The following is a 21,736-nucleotide window of genomic DNA, read 5'->3' on the forward strand; positions in this document are numbered from 1 at the left end:
CGAGAGTTCAGCCTTTAGTGACAGTAATCTGCTGTCGGGCTGGATTAGCTATTTACGGACTGGTTACCGTGATTTACTAATCAACGAATCGCACGCATTGTCCTAAAGCAGATTTAATACTCTCATTTTTAGCTTCCACAATAGTTACGACAGGGCTGGTAATATCATATTGTTCTGGTGAACAACGTACCAATGCTGCAAATTTCGGATTTTCAAGTTGGTGATTGGCGAAATTCTGATATTACTTCGATCAAACCAACGATATTGCGGTTGAACTCAGGTAAATCTTCCGCAGGTATCCAATATTCCTGATGTATGGAACCGCCTACAGTTTTTACGGAGTAGCGATTTAAAAACTCTGCACGCACCTGAAAACGTGTAATATAGCCAACGTATCCTGTATCAGTACTTGCTGCATTCCAGTTACGGGCAATTTGTGCGGCGTATTCTTCGTTAAGTACTGGGTAGAAAATAGGCTGTTCAGGTAGTCGAGGAGGAAATTCGCGATCGCCACTTTCCTTAATCAAAGCCAGTTCTTTTGGCCCAGTAGGACGGAAGAGTGTGATTGTTTCTCTATCACTCTTGGGCAAAGGTTCTCGTGCTTGCAGCCATGCCGTAGGAATACCTTCCACACCTGTAGATATCGCCACAATACCACCTGTGATCGCACAAGTAGTATCTCTATCTCCCAAGCCACTTACAGTTAACCACAGTGCTTCTTCGTAGTTATCAAGGTGCTGGGCAGCACACCATAGTGCAAAGGGGACTGTATCTTGTGCTGAGATATGAATGCCATTTCCCAGCATAGTAGCTGCTGATTGTACTGGTGTTCTCTCCGACAATTCATAAGCACGGCGGATTTTTGAACTTACCTCACTTTCTGGAACATAAGGTAAGACAAGGTTAAGAAACTCTTTTCTACTGGGTGTAGAACCTTGTAATCTCGCTGCCCAAGCAGCAGCAACTGCTACGGCAATTGCACCAGCGCTCGCTTCGGGATGGGTGTGAGTTACCTCGGCACTAGAACGAGCTTGACTGACAACCAAATCCAGATCATCAGCGAAGAACGCCCCTATGGGTGCAACCCGCATTGCCGCTCCATTTCCATAGGAACCCTGTCCGCCAAACAGACTACTCGCCACCTTCTGCCAGGGTTCGCCATCCCGTATCCGCGTTAGCAGCCCGTGCATTGCTGCACCATAACCCCGTTAGCTGTCGTATTGTTTCGCAAAGCTTTCTGCCAAACTGTCTTGGTTAATTTCCCCATATTCTTGAAGAATTGTCACAATCGAAAGCGCCATTTGGGTGTCGTCGGTATAGTACCAAGGTGATGCTGGGATGGCACGGGCGACTATCAAACTTTCTGCCACATCTGGATGGAGAAAAAATCGCTCTCCAAAAGCATCACTCACTGAGAGACCTTCAAGGGAGTGTTGAGCGCAAAGGAGGCGAGTATCTTTTGTTGTTGGCATAATTCACCCCTGGGCTAAAAACTATGTAGTGTAATTGTATTACAAAATCTACATAAAATAATAGGGATAGTGTTAACTATCCCCATTGAAATTGAGCAATAGCTCAAGATTTTCCTTAAAAGCTTACAGTTGGGGTACGTACTGTTGCTTTTCAGGGACTTCAGCGTACTCAGCCACAATCTGGCGGAATTCTTCGCCGTCAATGGTTTCTTTTTCGATGAGCAGATCGACTAAGCGATCGGTGACAGTGCGATGGTCACGGATAATCTTCTTCGAGTTTTCGTAGCATTCTTCCACGATCGCTCGCACTTGTCCATCAATGCGGGAAGCGATGGATTCGGAATACTCAGATCGAGTTGTCCAGTCACGACCCAAAAATACTTCTCCCTGTTGGCTTTCCAACGACAGTGGCCCTAAGTCGGACATCCCGAACCGAGTCACCATTTGCCGTGCCATTCCTGATAACTGCTGCAAGTCACCACCAGCGCCAGTTGTGACTTCAGCAGGGCCAAAAATCACCTCTTCGGCGGCGCGACCACCCAAAGCACCAGTAATTCTAGCTTTCAACTGAGAACGAGAAATTAACCCCTGTTCTTCGTCGGGAGTAAACCAAGTTAAACCCTGTGCTTGTCCCCGTGGAATCAGGGTGACTTTCTGCACTGGGTCATGGTCTTTTAACAAAGTCCCAACCAAAGCGTGTCCAATTTCGTGGTATGCAATTAAGCGCTTGCTCTTGCTATCCACCAAAGGAGTACCTTCCATCCCCGCAACTACCCGATCCACCGCATCATCAACTTCGCGGAGGGTGATCGCTTCTTTGCGTCTTCTAGCGGTGAGAATTGCCGCTTCGTTGAGTAAGTTGGCTAAATCAGCACCAGTGAATCCAGGAGTGCGGCGAGCGATCGCATCCAAAGATACGCTAGTGTCTAGTTTCTTGTTGCGTGCATGGACTTGCAAGATTTCCAAACGCCCTTTAATATCGGGTGCATCGACTGTTACTTGTCGGTCAAAGCGACCGGGACGCAACAAGGCTGAGTCTAGTACGTCGGGACGGTTGGTGGCAGCAATAATAATAATGCCTGTATTACCTTCAAACCCATCCATTTCGGTGAGCAATTGGTTGAGGGTTTGCTCTCTCTCGTCGTTACCGCCACCGATACCAGCACCCCGTTGGCGTCCAACAGCATCTATTTCATCAATGAAGATGATACAAGGGGCATTATCTTTGGCTTTCTTGAACAAATCGCGGACGCGGGATGCACCCACACCAACGAACATTTCCACGAATTCCGAACCAGAAATACTGAAGAAAGGTACGCCTGCTTCGCCAGCGATCGCTTTTGCTAGTAAAGTTTTACCAGTTCCAGGAGGCCCAACTAATAGCACTCCCTTGGGAATCCGTGCGCCTACAGCGGTAAATCTTTCTGGCTGTTTGAGGAAGGTGACGACTTCTTGCAGTTCTTCCTTAGCTTCTTCGATCCCGGCTACGTCGTCAAATTTGACCCCGGTTTTCGCCTCCATTTGGAAACGCGCTTTGGATTTGCCGAAGTTCATCGCTTGACCTGGCCCACCGGGGAGGTTGCTAGAACGCCGGAACAAAAAGAACAGCCCAGTAATCAATAAAACTGGAAACACGAGATTGCCCAACAATCCCCAAATTGCGCCATCATTCCGCATGGGGTGAGCATCAAAACTAATATCTTTTTCTTTGAGCTTGCTAATTAACTCAGGAGCGTTAACAGGTAAATCCACCCGCCACCTTTGGACGCGATTTTCGATGTCTGGATCGCGGGCTTCTATAATTGCTGTCCTACCGCCTTCGTACAGATCCACACTGGTGACGCGATCGCCATCCAAGTATTCTAGAAAGCGACCATAGGTCATGCGGGTATTGGCTGCATTCTTACTCATGTCGGCAGGAGCGCCTGCAAAGGCCCCTTGCCAGAAGAAAAAGCCAATTACCAAAGCCGGCAATGTCCAGAGTACTAGGACTTTCCAAGAGAATTTCATCATAATTTGCCTCTAGATGCCTATACAACTCATCAGCTTTAGCAACCGAATGTTTATCACTCTGTCACTTTAAGCTGTTAAACGGATGTTTATAAATCCATTTTGTTTAATTTGATCTCCTACATGCACTGCCATAAAGCGATTAGGGCATTATGGCGATGCCAACAAGAATCTTAATCAAAGTTAACTTAATTTTAATACAATATCGCACGAGAAAAGGGAGCGCAAAGAAGGGAAAGACGCCAAGAAATTTTCTCTCGTCTTTGTGTCTCTTCAATCAAACCCCTTATTTACTTAACTTCTCTGTAATTTGTAGAGTGTAAGGGAGATACTTGCCATTTTCGTAGGAACCAACCCAAATTTGGTAAGTTCCAGCCAGCCATTCACCAATCATGCCGGCATTTTTGCCATCAAAATCGTCATTGCACCAAGTACCACCGGGTCCCTTGATAATCATGGTGGTGTCTTCAGGACTTTGCACTTCCAGCTTCAAGTAGTCAAATTTACTTGTTAGCGCTAATGTGTGGTCTGGTGTTTCATCAACAAATCCAGTACAAGGACCAGTGGCTGTTTCGCTCCTGGCGGCTACTTGACTCCCAGATATTGAACCACCACTCATCCCGCGAACTGTCAGGGGGTCTGGCGAAAACTGGGGGCCAATGGTGACATCTCCAAATATCGTTGGCGCTTCCTGAGAATCAGTCACAGTATTAACTGTCGATGTGATGAAGAGCGTAACTATCATGAACGATAATCTCATCCCTCTATTGAGCGCTTTAGTCGGCATTGTAATTACGTTCGCTTCTAAGTGTTTTTGAAGACATGAATTTTACACACCAAGTTCCCAACGTGAGGAGAATTGACTACCTATTTTAGATTTTAAATTCGGGATAATTCATTAGTAATTAAGTAGGTGGGTTTTCCTCCACCCACCTACTTAGTTAATGATTTCTTGTTCCTATAGTTGCTCTACCTTATGGATAGGGGCGCACGTTTGTGCGCCCCTAAAATCTAAAATATTTCTAAAATCTGGAAGTAATCGCTAATTAGCTTCTGTGATTGCCCGACTCAAACGCGACTTATCTAAACCAATCTGATTTAGTAGTAACCAAGATTGGATCAGATCGGGGCCATGAACATCTCCAGTTAAGGCTGCTCGGAGCGATCGCATTACCAAGCCTTTTTTGACTTTTTGCTCTTTCACCACTTGTTTAATAATGTCCTGGGCGGCGGCTTCCGATAGTTGCGGCTGATTTTCTAAAGCTGTGACAATCGCCTCAAGCACAGCAGTAGAACCTTCTTGCTTCAGTTGTGTACTGCCTTCTTCGCTAAATTCAACTGTGTCGCTAAAAAACAGTCGGCTTTGAGCTACTGCATCTACTAAACGAGTCAAGCTTTGGCTAATTAAAGTTACTAGTTGCTCTAACCAGGGGCGTTCTCTTCCACCATCAAATTTATACCCAGCTGCTTCCCAATAGGGTATGAGTAAATTTGTGAGTTTATCTACTGGCGTATTGTGGATATACTGACTGTTCAACCAATCCAGCTTTGCCCAGTCAAACTTTGCACCTGCTTTATTTACACGCTCAAAGCCAAACTCCTTGGCTGCTGTTTCTAAAGTAAATATTTCTTGAGTTGAATCTGGTGGCGACCAACCCAGCAATGTCATGTAATTCACCAAGCCTTCAGCAGTAAAGCCCATTTTGTGAAATTCAGAAATGGAAGTGACGCCATCTCGCTTAGAAAGCTTGCGCCCTTCCATGTTCAAAATCAGCGGCGTGTGGGCAAACTCTGGAATTTTTGCACCCATTGCTTCATACAGCAGAATTTGCTTGGCAGTATTAGCGATGTGGTCTTCTCCCCGGATAACATGGGTGATTTGCATCTCGATGTCATCCACTACAACTACAAAGTTGTATAAAGGTTGACCGCTACCCTCTTCTGAGGCGCGGGCGATGACCATATCACCACCTAAATCGCTACCTCGCCAAGACATCTTTCCCCTTACTAGGTCATTCCAGACAATTTCCCGCCCATCTTCGATTTTGAAGCGAATCACAGAGGAGCGACCTTCTGCTTCAAATGCGGCGCGTTGTTCTGGCGTGAGGTTACGGTGACGGTTGTCATAGCGAGGAGCTTCACCTCTAGCTTTTTGGGCTTCTCTTAGCGCCTCTAGTTCTTCGGAAGTGGTGTAGCAGCGATAGGCTAATCTTTGATCTAGCAGTTTTTGTACTGCTTCTTTATAAAGATCCAGACGTTGAGATTGAAAAAATGGCCCTTCATCCCAGTTCAGTCCCAGCCAGCGCAGCCCTTCAAGAATATTCTCGGTGTATTCGGGACGCGATCGCTCTAGGTCTGTGTCTTCTATTCGCAGGATGAACTTCCCACCGTGGTGGCGGGCAAATAACCAGTTAAATACAGCCGTTCTAGCTGTACCAATATGTAAATTTCCGGTTGGACTCGGCGCAATTCGGACTCTGACAGTCACAGTTAATTCTCTCTTTCGCAAAGCTTGATAAATGTAGCTTATATTTAAACCCTGAATGCTGATTCAAAGAAATGCAGACTGAGAAGCCGCCAAATAAGCAATGCCCAATTTCTATATTAATCAGGACTCAGCAGTTACTACTCATAAATTTAGAACGGGACTGACGGGGCTCGAACCCGCAACTTCCGCCGTGACAGGGCGGTGCTCTAACCAATTGAACTACAGTCCCTTGTTTGGCAACTTTGCTATTATCGCTATTTATTTTCTACTTGTCAAGTGTTTGGGAGTTGGGAATTATTTTTGCCCGTCTCCTCAGGGAGCGATCGCTCCTTGGGGGAAATTTTTCGTTAAATAGACCCTGACAATACAACCTGTGGCTGTGATTCCAGATGCTGCAATATCCGGGATTGCACTTGTTTATACTGCTGTTTTAATAGCTGTTTGCTCAGCTGGGGTTGAGAAGCGGGTGGTAGACTCTGACTCTGTTCCACCCAAGTTTTCAACATTTGTCGCTGAGTTGGCTCGATGCGACTGCTGAGAACGCTGGTGCAGGAATGTGGTGCTTCTAGGGGAAAGAAAATCAAAGGATAGCGTTCATTTTCAGCCAAGAAACTTACCAGCCTGCAATTTTGGGGATTTTGCATATCTAGGTAGCAGGGTAGCCACTTAGGAGCTAATTGCCGATTGTAGAGTACAGTTACCCACAACAGCATTGGGTGAGGGGATGTTATGAAGATAAACTGGTTGTAACGAGTAGAAAGGGCATAGTTTTTGATTTCTTGTTTAGACAACATCAACCATAGTGCTGTCATAAGTCCTTGTGCAGTGTCTAGAAGCTGGGGAAAAACAATTTCTTGAATTGGTTTATTTTTCGGCCATAAAAGTTGCCTACAGCTTTGTTCAACTGTAATTGATAATTCCGAATTTAAGGGATGATTAAGGATGGAACTAGGAGCTAAAGTTGGAGGATAACTGGGACAATGGGACTGTTCAAAACTGTTTAATACTTGCAAAATTTGAGCGATATTTTGGGGGCGATCGCTTGCTTTCTTAGCAAGACAAGCCATGATTAAATTATTTAGTTTCTGAGGTAATTTCAGAGATGGTTTAAGATCTGCGATCGCTTTTGGTTGTTCAAAGTGATGAGCTTTATACCAAGCACCAAAGTAATCAGTTTCTGGTTGCCAAGGTTTTTTGCCTGTGAGCATTTCAAACATCATCACACCCAGGCTATAAATATCAGAGCGACTATCTAATTTTTCCCCATCTAGCTGTTCTGGAGAACAGTAGGGTAAAGTGCCATTAAATCCCCTACTTGTACTAGCTTTTGATGTATAATTTAAAAATCTAGCAATACCAAAATCGAGAATTTTAACTAACTGACCCAATATCGGATCGGGAATAACTAATATATTGGCAGGTTTGATATCTCTATGAACTAATGGACAAATTTTGCCATCAATGTTAATGCCTTGATGGGCGCACTGTAAGCCTAAACAAATTTGGCGGGAGAGAGTCAAAAACATGGGGAGAGGCAGCGGAATTAAATCTTTTAAACTCTTGCCACATAGATATTCCATAACGTAGTATGGTTTTCCTTTCTCATTCACACCATAATCATACGCCCGCACTATATGTAAGCTCTTTTGACTCAAAGCTGCACTCATTAAAGCTTCACGAGCAAAGTCTTGTTGCATCTTAGTATCGACAACAGTTTGAGTCAAAAATTTGATCGCAACTGGTATACCTCCTAACAAAATATCATTTGCTAAAAAAACTTCACCCATGCCACCGCTGCCAATTAATTGCTTGAGTTGATAACGATTGGCAAGCAAGCCCGTACTACTTGGAGATGTAAATGGGCTTTGATTCACTTTGATTACCTCTGCTGCTGAGTCTATTTAAAGTTAGCAATACACACATAAGAATATCATTAGGTAATGGCGGCAAGGATTTTGATAGCGGACTTTCAATGACGTAATAAAAGTTTTAAAAAAATCTCCAAAAATTTAGCCATCCAATTTTTTGAACCTTCTTTCTCAGATTTTTGATCTATGGTTAACTTTCGTAAGATATCTAATTTCAGTTTTTCATACTCTGTTTGGAGAAGATTTTTAGCTTGATTAGGCAAAACTATTTCATTTGACTGTTGACTCATATCTAAGCAATTTACAAGTTGCTGGCGCTGGTTAGCCGTGAGGCTTAAAGTTGTTACATGAGAGCAACGATTTGGATCTTCTAAGGCAAAAAATAGTAGATGATAGTAGCCTACTTCTGCTAAAATGCGCGCTATTTTCTGCCCTTTCTTATCTTTCAAATCCAAAAAACAAGGTAGCCACTTAGTCAGAGAAAGCTCGGTATTGTATAAGACTGTAACCCATAATAGCATCGGATATACATTCATTTGACTAATAAATTCAGTGCCATGTATCTTATGCAAAAAGTTTGTCATCTCTTGTTTGGGCAACATTGCCCAAAAAGTTGGTATAGGTTTTTGAGTAGTATGTAGCAAATGGGAAAATCCAATTGGCGCAATTGGTTTATTTTTCGGCCAATTTTTCTGCAAACACTCTTTTTCTGATAATAAAGTTGCAGGTACTAATTGAACCGGACACGAGAGTTTAATAATCTCACTGCTATTGCTAGGAATAACATCATTAAGCTGAATATTAACCTTTTCTAAATCTTTTAATATTTGGTTGATATTTTGGGGGCGATCGCTTACTTCTTTAGCTAAACAACTCATCAATATTTTTTCTAATATCTGCGGGATTTTGACTTGCGGATTCACTTCCTCAACTGTAGGTGGCATTTGAAAGCGATGCGCTTGATACCAAGTACCAAAGGAGTTACTTTTTGTCTGAAATGGATGCTTTCCTGTCAGCATCTCAAACATTAGTACTCCCAAACTGTAAATATCAGAGCGGACATCTAATAATTTGCGCCCTTCCATATGTTCTGGAGAACAGTAAGGCAAACTGCCAATAAAAGAATCTGTCAGGGTCATCCCACTTCGCTCTGTTAAAAACTTGGCAATCCCAAAATCTAGTATTTTAACAATTTCTCCTTGTTTACTATCTTCACTAATGAATATATTTTCTGGTTTTATATCCCTGTGAACAATAGGATAAATCTCTCCTTTGAGGCTGATACCTTGGTGAGCACATTGTAAACCTAAACAAATTTGATTACAAATCTCCAAAAACTTCGATATTGTTAAAGGCTGAATTCTGAGAATTTGTTTGAGATTTTTTCCTTGGAGGTATTCCATTACATAAAACGGAGTTTTATCCTCAGTAACGCCATAACTTAAGATGCGAACAATATGTTTACTTTTGCGACCCAATTGAGCGCCAATAAAAATCTCTCTGGCAAAGCGTTGGGACATTTGCTGGTTCACCAAACTGAGTGATAGAATTTTGATTGCGATCGGCATACCACCTTTAGCAGTATCTTCTGCTAAATAAACTCTACCCATCCCCCCTTTGCCAATTAAATCTCTGATAAAATAGCGATTATTTAAAAATTGTCCAATGTAATCGTCTAACTCTGCTTTTTGCCCTACCGTATTATCAATTTTATTTTCTTGCATAAAAATCATTTATGAAAAATATTGTTGGCAAAATACTTTAATAAGTCTAGCTAATTATTAAATTTAAATCTAAAAAAATATCATAATTTATCGGAAATCAATCATTTGCTGTAATGATAGTTAATCTCTCTGCAAAACTTCCTAAACATTGTGTAACATATTTATTAAGGAATACGGTTGAGAAATTACACGGAAACTACAAATAGGCTAAATAAAGTTGCCTAGTAAATTCCGTGAATACACAGGAATAATCATAAATAAGTAATAGCAGTAAAGGCGCGATGTCTACGACGGGCTACGCCTACACACCTTCATCTCTGTACAGCTAACGGTTGAGATTCGCGAGTAAACGGCGCAATAATCTGATTAGTGGTGTTTCAATTTTGATTTTAAAGGCTAGTATTTGGGTGCGTTGCAGGGAGTTGAAATTGTTGTCACTGACGAGAATTAATGATTGTTGTCCATCGGGTAGTTTAGAACCAAGAGTTAAGCCTTCGATGTTGTCTAGCAATACATCTAGCTTTCTCAAATCTAACAACATTTTTTTCTGAACTGGTTTAATATTCTTGGAGTCAACTGTTAAAAGGCTATCTATCTTATGAATATCATCAGCTCCTTCTAAAGAAACCTGAAAGAGGGAAATAGCAAATCCTAAACCAGTAAAAGACCGTTCTAAACTTAGGAAGTGTCCTTGATTATCGAGAGCAAGTAAATCAGGTAATCCACTAGCGAATTTGCCAATCAGATTCAAAAAGGGGGAAACTGGTTCAGTTTGGTAAAGAAATTCCTTTTCTGGCTGGTTGTTAAGCAAGTTGTATTGCAAAATGCGGCAAGGACTACCGATGTTAGGTTTAGCTGCGACGCCATCTTGAATTAGAGCATTTTCGGTGGCCGTGAATAGATGCTTTTTATCGGGTGTGATCGTGAGGCTTTCAAAAGCCAAATTGTTGCGGATACCTTTTTTACTACTTTTATCTGGTAAAAATTTGTTTGGTATGGGAAGTGTTTTAATTTCTCTGCCAGAAGATAGTGAGAACTCTTTAATAAAAGGATTAATTAATTTTCCAGCATCGCCTTCAGAAGAAATAAACACACTTGCTTTATTAGTTAACGCAATACCTTCTGTATCAGTTTCACCAGGACGGAATGTTTGACTATTTTCATTTAATAATGTGGTCACACTGACAGGAAAAACTCCACCCTTTTGTAGATAACCTTTGCTTAAATCGATTTTCATGGTGTAGAAATGGGCATTAGCTTTTTGTCCCCGGTCATCGGAAATAGCATAATAAAGGTTACTTTTTGGATCATAGGTAATTCCAGATAAACCTCCAATTTCAGCTTTGTTAAAGATTAAACCTTTTGGTAAAGTGGCTTCACCGATAAACTCTATGCTACTGACTTCAACAGGATTTGTAAATAAATTTGTAAATAAAAAAATGATAATTAGAATCGCGAAAAGGAAGTAAATAATTTGTGGGATTGTGAAGATTTTTTTAGTTAGCTGCATAGAAAACTTTAGTGAAAGTGTGAAAATTACAAATAATATATCAAGCTGAAGGATGCAACATGCGTTAGGGCTGCACATCTGTGCGCCACTACAAATAACATGTATTCCAACCAATTAAAAACCTTTAGAAAATCCGTAATTACTTAAGCTAGTCGCAAACCATATTCATCTTGAAAAAAGTTGACAAGCCAATCTTTCACTCTGCGGGTAGCGCGGCAATCATCTTCGTTGTAGCTTTGGATAATTTCTAGTAAGGTGCGATCGCCTGTTTCTAGCCACTGATCATACCAGTAAATACATTTGGCACCACTAGCTTCTTTTTCCCGCCACTCAAATCCTAACCAACGAGCGATCGCTTTCAGGGCATAGCTTTCTACAGGCAATGCTACACTTTGGGTTAATTGTTCATATATATCGACAAAACGATTCAGTACAGGACGCACTGAGGCGTAGGGAGTGTTGTAAAGCTTTGCCAACCGTTTGACTGTATCAAACTCGTAGACACAAAAATGATAAATTGGCGCTTCGGGATATTGCCAAACCAAATCCAAAAATTGCTGCCAAACTAATTCTTCGTCTTCTGGTTTATCTGCTAAAAACGAATAAAACTGTTCTGTGTTGGCAAGTCTATCAACAACCAAAACCCCCAAAAGATAATTCAAATCTAAGTCTGGTTGTGCCTCAATATCAAAGTAAAGCTCTATGGGTGCTGTGAATGTAATATCTTCTATTGGTAGCGGGTAGGGTAAGATTAGGGGTCGTCTTTCCAGTGCAGATTGAGCTTGCACTACTAGCTTGGGCGCTACTTCACTGTCGAAACCAAGCAGGTTTTCTAGGTTAGTGGGACTAGTGTTGGACAGAGATTCCAGTGTGGTGATGGCTAGGGCTTGGAGTTGAGTGTAGCGAATCGGTGTTACGCCTGGTAACAGTGAGAGATGTTTTTCAGATTGAGCAACGGCATAACATTGACTATACCAATGGCAAAGATTGCACTTTTGCCGAGAAATAAACACCTCTGGCGGATTCGGTAACTCTAAAACTTGAATAAACTCCTCCAGAATCTGCTGCATCCGTGGCATCCATTTAAACAGATCCACCGCATAACTTCTGTCATTGGTTCGCCGTAATAAAAGCCAAGCTATTTCTGGTACAACTCCCTGCACTGTTGCCAACACTTGGGCATGAAATGCGGCGACAACTTGATATTCTTGCTTAGGGCGCTTACCCAGTTCAATACTAGCCGGGACGTACATCCAGTCTCCAAAACGGGACTGTCCTGGCTGTTTGACGAGTAAATTTGGCCGACTCAGTAGGGTGTATCCTTCAGAATAATTTGCTAACAGTACTCCTTTATAAATGTAGTCCACCCCACGCTGCATCAATTCCAAAGTTGCCGCCTCTCCCCTTTCCCAGTTTCCGTATGGATAATCTGGTTGGTGATAGGTCAGATGTGCTAGAAAACTCAGCTGATGGGCGATTTTGTCCTGTTGTAGTTTTCGCAGCAACTCATTGGCATCATCGCGCTGACTTTTGTCACCGTGGATATCTAGAAAAGGCCGGCGCTTACAACGTTGGTATTGCAGTAGGAGTTCAGCATTAATTAGCATCCTTTTAAGTTAACAAGAATTAGCACCCTCTGGGAGTAACTCAGACAATTAATAATGGAGTGGGGGAGACGAGAGAGATCAGGGAGATGAAAAATTAATGATCAATGATTAATGACTTTTGACTAATCCAAAATCGTTCGACTGAGCGTAGCCGTACCCCTCCGGGGAAGCAAGCTACGCGTAGCGTTCCGCAGGAAAGCCCAAAATCTAAAATCTAAAATTGGTATGACCAGTACTTCTGTCGCACAAACCAGGTTGCATAGCCATCGAGAGCAATTTCCCGCTTTAGCGAATAAGACTTATTTCAATTACGGCGGACAAGGACCGATGCCCCAAAGGGCAATGGATGCTATGACCGAAACTCAAGCTTATGTTCAGCACATAGGCCCCTTTGGCAATGAGGCGTATGGCTGGATAGCGCCACAGACTCAAGCTGCAAGAGAAGCGATCGCTTCGGAGTTACATGCACCAAGTCAAACAATTACCCTGACTCAGAATGTCACTGTTGGCTGTAATATCGCCATGTGGGGTATTGAGTGGCAAGCTGGCGACCATATGCTGCTCTCAGACTGCGAACATCCAGGTGTGATTGCCACAGCCCAGGAAATCGCGCGGAGATTCGCTGTGGAAGTTACTACCTGTCCTCTGAAAGCGACTTTAAATGAGGGCGACCCCGTAAAAGTTATTGCCCAGCACTTGCGCCCTAATACCCGTCTTGTGATATTAAGTCATGTTTTCTGGAATACTGGTCAAGTTTTACCTCTTGATAAAATTGCCGAAGTATGCAGAAATAATCATTCTTTACTATTGATAGATGCTGCTCAATCTGCTGGCTTGTTGCCTTTAAACTTGACTGAATTGGGAGTAGATTTTTATGCTTTCACTGGTCACAAATGGTTATGTGGCCCTGCGGGTGCTGGTGGTTTGTATGTTCGGCCAGAAGCACGAGAAAGCCTAAAACCTACGTTTATTGGCTTGAATGGCATTGTTGTAGATAGTCAATCTCAGCCTGTAGATTGGCTTCCAGATGGGCGACGATATGAAGTGTCTACATTAGCTTATCCGTTGTATGTTGGGTTACGGGAGGCGATCGCAATCCATCAGCAATGGGGAACGTCACAGGAACGTTACGAGCAAATTTGCCAAAACAGTGAGTACCTCTGGCGACAATTGACGGCGTTACCTGATATTAAATGTTTGCGAACTTCCCCACCGGAAAGCGGTATAGTCTCGTTCCAACTTGCAAATAATCAGCCCCAAGCTCATTTGAAGTTGGTGCAGTTTTTAGACTCACAAAGGATATTAACTCGGACAATTGCCGATCCTACCTGTATACGCGCCAGCGTCCATTACTTTACTTTAGAATCGGAAATTGACCAATTGATTGAGGCGATTCAAAGTTTTTGCAAAATTAGTTAAAAATTAGGAGTTATAAGTTACCAGGATAGGAATTTTGACTATGTTGAATGTCTAATGTCCGATGACCAATAGCCAAAAAAAGCCCCTAACAAGCTAGGGGTTTTTTCGGATTATAAAATACCACATTGACAAAATAGCAGTCTATGTACTATATTTTGTACTATAAAAATTAGGTGCTTTTTATGACTAAAACAGAAAATATTGCTACACATTATATCCTTTTTACTTCTTCCTCTAAAAATCAAGGATATAAACCTTCGATAGTTGAAACTGAAAGACACAACTATCCAGGCAAACATCTATACACCTTTCACACCAAAGGCTATCCTGATTTAGAAGCTGTTAGAAATCGTAGCAATGAAGAACTTATTCGTTATCTAAATAAGGAACGTTTTGAGGATGTAAAGTTTTATGAATCAGACGGATGGATAGGGTTTGAACGAGCCGATGCCCCACTGAGATTTCTTCAATAACTCTCAGTTGTATTTTGAAATTAAATTCTTTCCAATTCTAGAATAACGCTGTGATATCGCTCCGTCACTTACATTTAATCGTGAGGGAGTTTCCCGTATCCCATGTACCCCTATGATTTTAACTCCTAACTCCTAACTCCTAACTTTAAAATGGATCGCCCAATCTTATATATAGCCATAACTAACCACGGTTTTGGTCATGCTACCCGTACGGCTTCTGTAGCTGCGACAATTCAAAAATTATGTCCAGAAGTTCTGCTAATTCTGGTGAGTACTGCCCCACGCTGGTTGCTAGAGTGCTATATAGAAGGCGATTTTATCTATCGTCCCCGTGCATTTGATTTGGGTGTAGTGCAAACGGATAGTTTGACAATGGATAAAGTAGCGACTTTAGAAAAGTTGCTGGATATTAAGAAGCATCGAAATTCGCTGATTGCCTCAGAAGGCAATTTTATCCGCCAAAATCGCGTTAATCTCATCTTGGCAGATATTCCATTCCTGGCTCCTGGGTTTGCCAAAGCTGCAAACATTCCCTGCTGGATGATGAGTAACTTTGGCTGGGACTTAATCTACCGAGATTGGGGAGGTGAATTTATAGCAGTTGCAGATTGGATTAGTGATTGGTACTCAAAGTGCGATCGCCTGTTTCGTCTACCTTTCCATGAACCGATGCAAGCTTTTAACAATATCACAGATGTCGGCTTAACAGGCGGTTCCCCCCGTTATTCTGCTGATGATTTACGTTCTCTTTGGGGAATAACTGCACCAGTTGAAAAAACTATTTTGTTGACCTTTGGCGGCTTGGGTTTACAGCAAATCCCCTATGATAACCTGCGGCGATTTCCAGATTGGCAATTCATCGTCTTTGATCAATCTGCTCCCGATTTACCTAATTTAGTGAAAATTGATGACCGCAAATACCGCCCTGTAGATTTTATGCCTATTTGTGGACGAGTCGTTTCTAAACCTGGTTACAGCACTTTTTCTGAAGCCACACTACTAGGAGTACCTATTGTTACCATGCCGCGTGAGGATTTTGCTGAAGCCACTTTTATACTAGAAGGAATAACTAATTATAACCAGCATCAAATCATCACCCCATCTGAGTTTTTTCAAGGGACTTGGGATTTTCTGTGTGAGTTACCTCAACCACCAAAGCAATATGAACCAATTGCTAAGGATGGTAATGAAGCGATCGCTCATGCTATTATCAACTATTTTCGCAGTAATTAACTTTACTTAACTAATAGCGTCTCATAGCCTGCTAGCTTTCCTATGATCAGGTTATAGCTGTTTTTAATTACGTAAAATACAGTAGGGACGCATAGATGTGCGCCCAAAGCGCGTATTGCATCCAAACGAGAACCGCTATAAACTTTAGTTATATGGTGAGGCAAATCATCTAAACTAAAAAATTAACGGTTATTAGTCAATAATCAATCAAATTACAGATGACTCACTACCAAAAGTTACTAAAAATTTCCACCACTGGCAAATCTTTTTACAACATCACCGCCAAAATTGAAGCCACAGTTGCAGAGTCGGGAGTGGAAACTGGTCTTTGTACTATATTTTTGCGCCATACTTCAGCCAGTTTAGTCATCCAAGAAAATGCCGATCCCGATGTGCTTGTGGATTTAGCTAATTTTATGGCAAAACTTGTGCCAGAATCGGGAAAATACATCCACGATGCAGAAGGCCCCGATGATATGCCGGCACACATTCGGACTGCACTCACCCAAACTTCTGAGCATATCCCCATTAATCGAGGTCATTTGGTGCTGGGAACTTGGCAGGGAATTTATATTTGGGAACACCGCCAGCGCAGTCATTTAAGAGAATTGATTGTCCATATTTCTGGATAGAGAGTTCTCAGTTTTCATTTATTTAAAGTGTAGCTTTGTAGAGTTTAAATACCCTGTTTCTACTTTGCCTTTATTGGGCTGGTACACAGATGGAGCTACTGTATGGAACAAACCTTTCCAAGAAATGCGCCAGCAATTAGCATTAAAATTAAATATTCAACCACAAAGACACTGATTAGCAATTAAAAATTGCTGAAGAAAATAATTATGAAAATTGCTGATTTAATTACTTGGTTTGAAGCATGGGCAAATCCCGCTTGGTGTGAAAGCTGGGATAATTGTGGCTGGCAGATTGAACCAGGAGTTTTGCACGAAAAAACACGGGTTTTGGTGTGTTTGACACCGACTTTAGCAGTAATGCAGGAAGCGATCGCTCTAAATGCTAATCTGATTTTTGCCCATCATCCTTTAATTTTTACTCCTCCCAAATCTTTACGCACTGGTGAAGCGATCGCAGAAATGGTACGGTTAGCTTTTAGCCACAATATTGGTATTTACACTGCTCACACGAATTTCGACCAAGTGCAGGATGGTACTGCTGACGTTTTAGCTCAGATTTTAGAACTTAAAGAAGTTACTCCCATAGTACCTACACAAGCAGGATTAGGATATGGTCGTGTTGGTTTGTTAGAGCCATTTATGACATTACAGGAGTTACTCGCAGCTATTCAAACCCGACTTGCTTCCCCTAATTTGATTTTTTCCCCAACTGCTGATTTACAGCAAACAATTTCACGAGTTGCCGTTTTGGGTGGTTCAGGGGCTAGTTTCATTTCAGCCGTCGCCAAAACCGGTGCGACAGCTTATCTGACTTCTGATTGTAAGTTTCATCAGTTTCAAGAAAGCCGCGATTGCAGTCTAATTTTAATCGATGCCGGACATTACGCTACCGAACGTCCGGCTTGCGAGCGCTTGGTGCAAAAATTCCAGTCTTTAAACCTAGACTGGGTGCAATTAAGTCAAAAGGATGAAGATTTCCGCCAGTTTTTTGCTTGATTGCTTATTGTTAAATCAGGTACTTTCTCATTAATAATAGTAAAAATATTACAAATAATCTCAAAATATACTGATAAATAAATGCACCTAAAGCTCATATTGTCACCCATTCTGGTGATGCAAATCACTAATTGGCTGTAATGATAATCACATAATATTAATGTTCCATATCAATTAGTGGTAGAGGAAAATGTTCCACACTTGAGGTTATAAATTGTTTACTCTGCCCTAATTAAGATGATTCTCACACTTGTTGAATCTGCCTTCCAAACTGGATATCTTAGTGTTGAATCTGAGGGTTTACTCCATCAAGTGTTGGCCAGTAAATGCTGGAAAGAACAGGATTTGTCAGCCCTGGCAGCCCTATACAATGCAGTTCGCGCAGGCCAAATTAAACGAGAAGCGTCCTTGTCGAACGTGCTTATGGAATTTCCCGTACCGTATAAATCTTGCTGATATTCCCACAAAAGATGGAGGACAGAGAGGAATTTTTTCATGCTCTTTCCCCTCTGCCCCCCATCTCCTTTGCCTCTGGAGCTTCTTCCCCCTATTTCGTTGCCTTTTTCTTAGTCATGAGCAGGTAAAAACCTTAAAAACTCAAAACTCTTTGGGTCTTGTTGTTGAAAACCATCAAGGTCAGCAAGAGAATGAGTTAAGATCAGATACACATGGGTTAAAAGTAAAGCCAAGTCCCCCGACTTCCCAGCAATGCCAATGAGTAAAAGTAGGCAAGTTAAACAACCGCAATCAACGATTGTTTTGGAGTATTCTTTATTACATAATGCGAGGAAGGACTCACCAGCAAATATGAACCTGGTTAGGACAGCTCCCGAATTGTTTGACTTTTATGAAGCAGACATTCCCTAGAATGACCCGAAGGGAGATTGAGTTCATTGGTACAGCAATGATCGATTGATGACCCAACATTTCCCGATATTGTGACAACTACAAGCAAATGTTGGGATTGGGTTCTGAAGCGTACTAGTTCTGAACCGTGAAATTAACCTCTTAAAGGTGTAATGTAATGGGGTAGAACCCAGATTTTTACAGGTTTAACTACGTTGTTTAAAAAGGCAGAAACAGTACATGCTACACCGCAAGATTTATCAACTGTGTTGCGATGGGCGCGAGGTATGTGTTTTCTTGCGGGACCAGCAACGCTGGATTGAACGCGCCCGCATCATCGACATAGAGGGAGATTTAGTGACCCTACGCTATGAAACCGAAGAAGAGGACGAAGTTTGTTCTTGGGAAGAAATGGTTCGCCTCGAGAGCATTGGTGCTGTAACGCAAAAATTGGCTTCAGTACCACGCGGCAATGTGGAACCTTTGATGACTGAAGATTGTCCCGAAGCTGAGCGCATCCGCAACCGTTACACTGACTCGAATCCAGAATAATTAGTGCTGAGTCACCGAAGTTGAGATCGGCCACCGAACTTCTGTTTGGAGTCAGCCTCCGCTCAGAGTCAAGGGAAGCCGCCGCTCGGACTTCTCGCCGAGTGCTGAGTAATAAATCCTAACTCAGCACTCAGGACTCAGGACTAGATAAACCTTCAAAAGCAGGACAGTAACCTTCTAGAGTTACCTTAAAGTTATACAACGGGGAAGCTGGATTCCAACACCGCTGCCCCCTTTGATGTCGGCAAGTACCGCAACAGTCTACATCTGTCCATGTATAGCGATCGCTATTTTGGTTGAGTAGTTCTCGTTGAGACAATCCCCTTAAGACTAGTTCTTCCCCTTGCCAACGAGCTTCGATTAAACCAGTATCGGCAAATTGCCGCCAACGCGGATCAGCAGTAATCACATCGGATAAGGTGATTGTGATTATTGTTCCTAACTCTGTGAGTTCGCCTTCATAGTTAGTTTCTGGTGCTGCTGGTTGTAAAAATGTATCGCCGATCAGTAGTTCTACTAAAGTGCTAGCCCCCGGAGAATGTACATGGTAGCGGTTTTGCAACTCCTCTAAGCTAGTCAGATCTGCCAAGTAGGCAGGAGAACCGTGGACAAAAATGACGTGCTGGGGTCGCAAATTATGAATTAGTTGCGTAGTACCAGGGCCATCACTATGTTGAGCCAGGAGATAGGTTTCGACAGTGGTGGGTGCTAAATATTCTTTATTAACTTTTATATCAATTTTTTCTGGTAGAAGGATCAGCCAAGGGCCAGTGTCTAGTTGGCAGTGCTTACCTAAATCATCTGTAGAGTCGGTAAGGACAATACAAGGTGACTTACCCACAGTGGGACGATGTTCTGGTTGTAAACGACGCACGCGAGGACGCACCCGTTCATCCCAAAACAAGGGTTGATGGCGGGCGAAGTTCTGCACGGATGGGGGAAGGTGGGGTAGCAGTTCTAGGTACGCATCACACCCAGTGGCGACAGCACCATCTACCCAGATATCTAAATCTCGTCCGGTGAAATGGTGATGAGACCGTAAGAGCATTAATAGTTCTTGACCCAATCCTAAAGCCGGGGTGGGAAGGATTACAGAACAATGGTCAGCGATCGCCCGATTAATTCGCTCTGCTAGTTGATTTTCTTGGTTGCGGCGATGAGGATGACGGGATGTGCCATAACTGCCTTCAATGATTAGCACATCTAAGTCTAATCCTCGCAATTCCTCTAAACGTAAACCTTCTACTAGGCGGGAGTTTGACAGGAAAAAGTCCCCTGTATACAGTAGCTTGTAAGTACGCTGCTGGGTGGTGTAGGTAAGCAGAATTGCCACTGCCCCTGGTAGATGCCCCGCAGGAAATAATTCTGCCACCAGACCGTCTTTGAATTCCACAGGCGATCGCAATGGCAAGGCATGACAAAATTGGGAAATTTCCTCTCTTTCTTTGTCTAGCCAATTCAGCGGCAGTAACTTGCTGGTCACCTCACTGCCATAAATAGGTAACTTTGGAAAAGCTTGATGCAGTGCCAGTAAGCCTCTGGCGTGATCTGGGTGGGCGTGACTAATCAAAACTAAATCTGCTGGTAAAGACGAGCTTGCTCCACGTCCCGACTTAGTAAGCCCCTTCTCCAGCGACGAAATATCCTCCAAACCACAGTCCAACAGGATGCGGTGTGGGCCCATTTTTACCAATAAACACACGCCCTCATCGTCATGCTGGACACTATAGGGCAAACATTCTAATTCACTACCCCCTTCCCCAGCATCTACGCGAGAGGATGCCGACAGATTATCCCTCATGCTCTCCTCCCCTCAAAGCTGATCATCATGGACATATCCCAAAAGCCAAAAGTTACACAAATTTTGGTTTTGTGACTTAGGGGTAAGTTTTACCGTGCGCCCCTACACCCTGAGAATACGGATTTTTGATTGGGGAGGACGCCTCCACCGAACCCGCACTGGTTCGGAAAGGTGGGCTAACGATAAGCCATCAAACTAAAAGAGTTTGGCTTTTGTTTATCCCTTTACAAGTTCTGAGCGCTCTTAGCCAACTCACCCTATGGGAAGTCGCCCAAGTGTTTACAGAATTATCTCAATGTGCGGAGCCATTGCCGTGATAGTTATCTGAATCATAGAATCCATTTTTCGTGCCAAAAAATAAGCACGAAAGCGTAAATATAACTGTTAATCCAGCTAGAATCAGCTTTACATCCATTTGTTTACTACCCTTTACTTAAAGACTTTCCTATATTAATTTAGTGCTTCCGCAATCAAACGTAATCGCTGGAAAATCTTTACTATGCTTACGGGGATTGGGCAATAGGTAAATTTACCGCAATCAGTCAGATTGTAGAACTTTTCGGTTCACCTGTCTATCCATCTAGATGTAAACCAATATGACAAGGAGCAATCCTCTACAGCCCGTAAAAATCCTCATCTAGAATCTGCTCAAGCGAAAAAGGACATGTTAGGCATTCTTCAGATCAACTCCTAGTTATTCAACATTCCAGCTAGCTCCGAAAGTTTAGAGTTCCTCACCCGATCATAGCCATGAAAGCGATGCCTACGGCGGGCTACGCCTACGCACTTAGAGCCAGGGAGAATGGAATTTGCGGCTACACAAACAAGAGCCACACTTGCGGACGCTAATGAAAAATAAAGCTTTTTATAACTCACGGAGGTAGGTTTTGTCTGTGTAGACGCGGTTTATAACCGCCATTGAACTCCCCTACTCCCCTCTTAAATTACGAATTACGTTAGCGTAGCGGGGCGTAGCCCATTACGAATTACGAATTACAAATTATCTTGTCCGCAACAACTGGACAAAGGTATTACTCACCGTATTGTCTTTAGTATCAGCCGCGTATTGAATCAAATCTTCTCGCAGTTCTTTGGCTGCATCTAA

Annotated in this window: 15 protein-coding genes, 1 tRNA gene and 1 pseudogene; 7 read left to right on the forward strand and 10 right to left on the reverse strand. The window is 42.6% G+C overall.

Annotated features, from left to right (window positions below; genetic code table 11):
- Positions 1 to 212 precede the first annotated feature (212 nt).
- The 9 genes and pseudogenes from V7K85_RS00585 to V7K85_RS00625 form a co-directional block, all read right to left on the reverse strand.
- Positions 213 to 1,472, reverse strand: a pseudogene (locus V7K85_RS00585) (ADP-ribosylglycohydrolase family protein).
- 123 nt (positions 1,473 to 1,595) lie between these two features.
- Complete coding sequence (gene ftsH2, locus V7K85_RS00590) at positions 1,596 to 3,482, reverse strand: ATP-dependent zinc metalloprotease FtsH2 (RefSeq protein ID WP_334810740.1); 1,887 nt, start codon at positions 3,480 to 3,482, stop codon at positions 1,596 to 1,598.
- A 286-nt stretch (positions 3,483 to 3,768) separates the two neighbouring features.
- Entirely contained in the window at positions 3,769 to 4,269 is a 501-nt protein-coding gene (locus V7K85_RS00595) for a hypothetical protein (RefSeq protein ID WP_334810727.1), read from the reverse strand.
- Positions 4,270 to 4,524: 255 nt separating this feature from the next.
- Positions 4,525 to 5,970: a glutamate--tRNA ligase gene (gene gltX, locus V7K85_RS00600; RefSeq protein WP_334810728.1), complete on the reverse strand. Its 1,446-nt coding sequence runs from the start codon at positions 5,968 to 5,970 to the stop codon at positions 4,525 to 4,527.
- Positions 5,971 to 6,125: 155 nt separating this feature from the next.
- Positions 6,126 to 6,199 (reverse strand) — tRNA-Asp (locus tag V7K85_RS00605).
- A gap of 118 nt (positions 6,200 to 6,317) precedes the next feature.
- Entirely contained in the window at positions 6,318 to 7,844 is a 1,527-nt protein-coding gene (locus V7K85_RS00610) for a serine/threonine protein kinase (RefSeq protein WP_334810729.1), read from the reverse strand.
- Between the two features lie 95 nt (positions 7,845 to 7,939).
- The gene (locus tag V7K85_RS00615) at positions 7,940 to 9,562 is read right to left on the reverse strand and encodes a serine/threonine protein kinase (protein ID WP_334810730.1); all 1,623 of its coding nucleotides are present in this window, start codon (positions 9,560 to 9,562) and stop codon (positions 7,940 to 7,942) included.
- 325 nt (positions 9,563 to 9,887) lie between these two features.
- A complete protein-coding gene (locus tag V7K85_RS00620) occupies positions 9,888 to 11,072 on the reverse strand; it encodes an esterase-like activity of phytase family protein (RefSeq protein WP_334810731.1) in 1,185 nt (394 codons plus the stop codon).
- Positions 11,073 to 11,215: 143 nt separating this feature from the next.
- Positions 11,216 to 12,679, reverse strand: a complete 1,464-nt coding sequence (locus V7K85_RS00625) for a TM0106 family RecB-like putative nuclease (protein WP_334810732.1) — start codon at positions 12,677 to 12,679, stop codon at positions 11,216 to 11,218.
- 225 nt (positions 12,680 to 12,904) lie between these two features.
- Here V7K85_RS00625 and V7K85_RS00630 point away from each other — a divergent pair, with 225 nt between their 5' ends.
- The 7 genes from V7K85_RS00630 (at position 12,905) to V7K85_RS00660 (ending at position 18,830) form a co-directional block, all read left to right on the forward strand.
- On the forward strand, positions 12,905 to 14,098 hold the full coding sequence (locus tag V7K85_RS00630; RefSeq protein ID WP_334810733.1) for an aminotransferase class V-fold PLP-dependent enzyme: 1,194 nt from the start codon (positions 12,905 to 12,907) through the stop codon (positions 14,096 to 14,098).
- 182 nt (positions 14,099 to 14,280) lie between these two features.
- Entirely contained in the window at positions 14,281 to 14,571 is a 291-nt protein-coding gene (locus V7K85_RS00635; protein WP_334810734.1) for a hypothetical protein, read from the forward strand.
- A 150-nt stretch (positions 14,572 to 14,721) separates the two neighbouring features.
- Entirely contained in the window at positions 14,722 to 15,804 is a 1,083-nt protein-coding gene (locus V7K85_RS00640; protein WP_334810735.1) for a glycosyl transferase, read from the forward strand.
- Positions 15,805 to 16,022: 218 nt separating this feature from the next.
- Positions 16,023 to 16,436, forward strand: a complete 414-nt coding sequence (locus tag V7K85_RS00645) for a secondary thiamine-phosphate synthase enzyme YjbQ (RefSeq protein ID WP_334810736.1) — start codon at positions 16,023 to 16,025, stop codon at positions 16,434 to 16,436.
- 207 nt (positions 16,437 to 16,643) lie between these two features.
- Complete coding sequence (locus V7K85_RS00650; RefSeq protein ID WP_334810737.1) at positions 16,644 to 17,432, forward strand: Nif3-like dinuclear metal center hexameric protein; 789 nt, start codon at positions 16,644 to 16,646, stop codon at positions 17,430 to 17,432.
- Positions 17,433 to 17,669: 237 nt separating this feature from the next.
- Complete coding sequence (locus tag V7K85_RS00655; protein WP_334810738.1) at positions 17,670 to 17,888, forward strand: hypothetical protein; 219 nt, start codon at positions 17,670 to 17,672, stop codon at positions 17,886 to 17,888.
- 630 nt (positions 17,889 to 18,518) lie between these two features.
- Positions 18,519 to 18,830: a DUF6679 family protein gene (locus V7K85_RS00660; protein WP_086765716.1), complete on the forward strand. Its 312-nt coding sequence runs from the start codon at positions 18,519 to 18,521 to the stop codon at positions 18,828 to 18,830.
- Between the two features lie 130 nt (positions 18,831 to 18,960).
- Here the strand turns inward: V7K85_RS00660 and V7K85_RS00665 are convergent, their stop codons facing one another.
- The gene (locus V7K85_RS00665; RefSeq protein ID WP_334810739.1) at positions 18,961 to 20,631 is read right to left on the reverse strand and encodes an MBL fold metallo-hydrolase; all 1,671 of its coding nucleotides are present in this window, start codon (positions 20,629 to 20,631) and stop codon (positions 18,961 to 18,963) included.
- Positions 20,632 to 21,736 lie beyond the last annotated feature (1,105 nt).

Origin of the sequence: Nostoc sp. (assembly GCF_036917615.1) — a bacterium.
In the GTDB taxonomy this organism is placed as follows: domain Bacteria; phylum Cyanobacteriota; class Cyanobacteriia; order Cyanobacteriales; family Nostocaceae; genus Nostoc.

Bases quoted from the DNA above. Each gene is read 5' to 3' on its own strand.
- ftsH2 (WP_334810740.1), bottom strand. From the start codon at position 3,482: ATGAAATTCTCTTGGAAAGTCCTAGTACTCTGGACATTGCCGGCTTTG.
- V7K85_RS00595 (WP_334810727.1), bottom strand. From the start codon at position 4,269: ATGCCGACTAAAGCGCTCAATAGAGGGATGAGATTATCGTTCATGATA.
- V7K85_RS00615 (WP_334810730.1), bottom strand. From the start codon at position 9,562: ATGCAAGAAAATAAAATTGATAATACGGTAGGGCAAAAAGCAGAGTTA.
- V7K85_RS00620 (WP_334810731.1), bottom strand. From the start codon at position 11,072: ATGCAGCTAACTAAAAAAATCTTCACAATCCCACAAATTATTTACTTC.
- V7K85_RS00625 (WP_334810732.1), bottom strand. From the start codon at position 12,679: ATGCTAATTAATGCTGAACTCCTACTGCAATACCAACGTTGTAAGCGC.
- V7K85_RS00630 (WP_334810733.1), top strand. From the start codon at position 12,905: ATGACCAGTACTTCTGTCGCACAAACCAGGTTGCATAGCCATCGAGAG.
- V7K85_RS00635 (WP_334810734.1), top strand. From the start codon at position 14,281: ATGACTAAAACAGAAAATATTGCTACACATTATATCCTTTTTACTTCT.
- V7K85_RS00640 (WP_334810735.1), top strand. From the start codon at position 14,722: ATGGATCGCCCAATCTTATATATAGCCATAACTAACCACGGTTTTGGT.
- V7K85_RS00645 (WP_334810736.1), top strand. From the start codon at position 16,023: ATGACTCACTACCAAAAGTTACTAAAAATTTCCACCACTGGCAAATCT.
- V7K85_RS00650 (WP_334810737.1), top strand. From the start codon at position 16,644: ATGAAAATTGCTGATTTAATTACTTGGTTTGAAGCATGGGCAAATCCC.
- V7K85_RS00655 (WP_334810738.1), top strand. From the start codon at position 17,670: ATGATTCTCACACTTGTTGAATCTGCCTTCCAAACTGGATATCTTAGT.
- V7K85_RS00660 (WP_086765716.1), top strand. From the start codon at position 18,519: ATGCTACACCGCAAGATTTATCAACTGTGTTGCGATGGGCGCGAGGTA.
- V7K85_RS00665 (WP_334810739.1), bottom strand. From the start codon at position 20,631: ATGAGGGATAATCTGTCGGCATCCTCTCGCGTAGATGCTGGGGAAGGG.